This window comes from Calditrichota bacterium, from assembly GCA_013152715.1.
Taxonomy (GTDB): Bacteria; Zhuqueibacterota; Zhuqueibacteria; order Thermofontimicrobiales; family Thermofontimicrobiaceae; genus 4484-87.
This window is the reverse complement of sequence record JAADFU010000123.1, coordinates 1-3,840: the sequence shown is the minus strand read 5'-3', so window position 1 is coordinate 3,840 and position 3,840 is coordinate 1. Positions and strand designations below refer to the sequence as shown.

At 44.2% G+C, this 3,840-nt stretch carries 2 protein-coding genes; both read right to left on the bottom strand.

Features of this window, described 5'->3' with window-relative positions:
- Positions 1 to 626, bottom strand: a 626-nt coding sequence (locus GXO74_09965; protein NOZ61993.1) for a hypothetical protein, incomplete at its 3' end; no start/stop codon positions are given.
- A 558-nt stretch (positions 627 to 1,184) separates the two neighbouring features.
- Positions 1,185 to 3,086 (bottom strand): ABC transporter ATP-binding protein, encoded by a 1,902-nt coding sequence (locus tag GXO74_09960; GenBank protein ID NOZ61992.1) that lies wholly within the window; start codon positions 3,084 to 3,086, stop codon positions 1,185 to 1,187.
- Between the last annotated feature and the right edge of the window lie 754 nt (positions 3,087 to 3,840).

The window sequence follows — 3,840 nt, the reverse complement described above, 5'->3', positions numbered from 1 at the left end:
TTTTGCATCAAATGCGGCGGTCTCACCCAGCCGTAGTGGTAAATTTCCGCATCCACCAGCGCAACTTTCAGTTTGTGATGACCTTCCGGCTGGCGCGGATTATCATAATAATCGAATCGTCGAAATGATTGCGCGCTTTGCCAGGAGTAAATGTCCGGCCTGTTGCGAATGATGCGAATCTCGAACGGATACCAGCCATGTCCCGCATGATAGTGTTCGTAGTCGCCCCAGAAATGTTTGTAGCGAAAAAGCAATCCTTCAACTTCCTCGTTGGGCAGCAATTCTTCACATCTTTTCTGAATTATTGGTAAATATTTTTCGTGCACAACTTCGTCCGCCTGCAGATAAAACAGCCAATCTCCGCTGCATGCCTCTTTGGCGATGTTGGTTTGCATGGCGTTGATCACGCCCTTTTTGAAATATTTTTCCTCCCAGACCGTGTCGATGATGCGAATTTTGGGATCGCCGATAGCAGCAATTTTTTCGCGCGTCTCATCATCAGGATCGCCTTTGCCCACGGCAATTACAAATTCATCCACAATCGGCAGAATCGAGCGAATGGACTCGACTACCGGATAATACAATTTATCGCCATTTCTGACAAAAGAAAAACCGCTGATTTTCATAATTTTTCCTTAAAAATAGCACGCGGATGACACGGATAGCACGGATCACCGCGGATTTTGTTAATAGTTTTTCTGTGCAGCTGCTTAACGAACACAGCAAGGTGTGCTCCGTTTGGGAATGTCAAAAATTCCAAATTCCAAGCATCAAATGCGCATCCGCCTTCGGCGGAATCCAAACAAATTTCAGAATAGAATTTTTAAATTGTGAAATCGCAAATTGGAGTTAATCCGTAAGGATTTTATGAAAAAATCCCAATTTACAAACACCAAATGACTAATGCCCAGTGACCAATCACTAAAATAAAAGGCTGACGCCTTAACTCCTGCTTCAAACACCAAATGCGTCATAGGCGCATCCGACTTCGGCAGAATCCAAACAAATTCCAAACTAAAATTTTTAAATTGTAAAATCAAATTGGAGTTAATCCGTAAGGATTTTATGAAAAAATCCCAATCTACAAGCACCAAATGACTAATGCCCAGTGCCCAATGACCACTCACCAGTTACCAATCACCAAAATAAAAGGCTGACGCCTTAACTCCCTTGGCACTGCTATCCTAACCATTATTCCCCGAAAACTGCAAATGATACAACGTCTGATATCTCTCACAGCGTTTTAGCAATTTCTCGTGCGTTCCGATGTCCAAAATTTTTCCCTGATCCATCACTACAATTCTATCAGCAGCCAGCGCTGTGGAAAGCCGGTGCGCGATGATGAGCACGGTTCTGTTTCTCGTGGCGCGGTCGATGGCTTGCTGCACTTTTTTTTCAGCCTCGGAATCCAGCGCGCTGGTGGCCTCGTCGAAAATCAGAATTGGCGGATCGTTCACAATGGCTCTGGCGATGCACAGCCGCTGTCGTTGCCCTCCGGAAAGATTCGAGCCTTTTTGATTCAGCATTTCGTTGTACTTGTGGGGCAATTTTTCGATGAATTCGTCGGCAAAAGCGATGCGCGCCGCTTCTCTGACCATCTCGTCGCTGACCTCTTTCAAAGCGCCGTAACGAATGTTGTTGGCGACGGTGTCGGTGAACAAAATGGAATCCTGAGTCACCGTACCGAACAGCGTGCGCAGATCTTTGAGATCAATTTTTTTGATGTCGATGCCGTCAATGAGAATCTCGCCGGAGGAAACTTCGTACAACCGCGGCAGTAAATTTACCAGCGTGGTTTTTCCGGCGCCGCTGCTGCCGACAAAGGCGATTTTTTCGCCCTTGTTAATTTCCAAATTAATATTTTTCAACACATCGGTTTCTTTTTTGTAGCCAAAATTGACATCTTTCAGAATAATATCCCGCTCAAAATTCGTCTTGTGCACCGGATTGGGATCGTTTTCGATTTCCGGCTGGCGGTTCAGAATGTAAAAAATTCGATCCAGCGACACCTGCGCCCGGCGAATGTCGGCGTAGGCTTTGGTCAAAGTTTTCATGGGATGGAGCATGGAAAAAATGGCAAACAAAAACATCAAAAATTGTCCCGATGTAAATCCGCTGTTGGGATCCAGCACCATCCTGCCGCCGACGAGAATCACCAAAATCGCTGTCAGTGTGCCCTGCATTTCGCCGACTGGTGTATTGAGCGCTGTGTAAATCACTGACTTGCGCCAGAATTTGAAATATTTCCAGTTAATTTTTTTGAACCGCCCTAACTCAAAATCCTCGCGCGCGAATGCTTTCACGATTTTCATGCTGTTGAGCACTTCCTCGATGTTGGAAAACATGTCGGAAAATTTCTGCTGAATGCGCACCGCGTATTTTTTGATTTTTTTCCCCAGCCAACCAATGAGCACAGCGAAGACCGGTAGCACGATCAAACTCATCAGGAAAAATTTGGCATTCAGCGAAACGGCGATTCCCGCGTAAACGAGCAGCAAAATGAAATCGCGCACTAAATTGAACATCTGATCGATGAACATGTCCGACACAATATTGACGTCGTTCACCATGCGCACGATGGAGTCGCCGGGTTTGTTGAGCTGGAAAAATTTCAGCGATTGCTGCAAGTAGGTGCGGAACATTTCGTTACGGATTTCCACGATCGTTTTGCCGCGCAGGTTGGCGAACATGTATTTGTTGAGAAAGAAAAACAGATTTTTGACAAAAACCAGAATCAAAAAAGAGACGCAAATTACCAGCAGCAACAGCCAGGGATCAGTGAGCGACATGACATTTTTTAACGCCTCGATCGTTTGCGCGCGGATTGTTCCATTGCCGAGAGAGAAGATGGAAAAATTTTCTCCGGTTGTCTTGTGAATTGTCTCTCCCAGCGCAGCGGTGAAATCGGAAAATGTGTTGTAAGTTGTGGGCGCAGTCCGCGGCGCAAACACGTAATCAAACAGCGGCACCACCATAGTCAGACTGGCGCCGCTCAACAGCGCAAAGCCAAACATGAAAAACAATCCACCGGCTAAATAAACCCAGTGGCGGAACAACCAGCGATATAATTTAAGCAGATTTTTCATAAGTTTCCCGGAAATTCAATTTCAGTGGTTGAGGTTAATTTTGCTGGGTAATTTAAGAAATTTGGGGTAAAGATACAAGGAATAATTTTTGGGAAGTTAGTGTCTGGGGGCGATTGGAGCCTGTGAAAAGATAGCACGCGGATTTTCACGGATCAGGCAGATTGTTTCAAGGTGTTCTCCAATATTTAGCAACGAACAAAACGAACAATTTTATTCGGGCGAAAAATAATTAAAAACGAAAAATATTTAGCAACGAACAAAACGAACAATTTTATTCGGGTGAAAAATAATTAAAAATGAAAAATGTAAAATTAAGAATCACAAGAAAATTCGCACACCAACGGGGAAGCGGCAGGGCATTTTAAATTTTTAATTCCCAATTTTAAATTGCTTTTCCCCGTCTCAATCCTCTAGTACAGAACGAGGCAATTCAAGCAACATGATAAACACACCTAATTCGCGGAGAAAGGAGGTGATCGTCTCAATCCTCTGGTACAGAACGAGGCAATTCAAAAAAGTTGCAAGTGAGAAGTGAGAAGTGAGAAGTGAGAAATGAGAAATAACAAAACTGTTACTCTTTCTACCTCGAGTTTTGCGACTTCTTACTTGCAACTCCCCGGTCTCAATCCTCTGGTACAGAACGAGGCAGCCTGCGGAATTAAAAATGTAAAATTAAAAATTAGCCACCCATCCGCCAACAATCTGTTTTAGGTTGGGCTGCAGGGCATTTTTAATTAATGAATTTTACATTCCA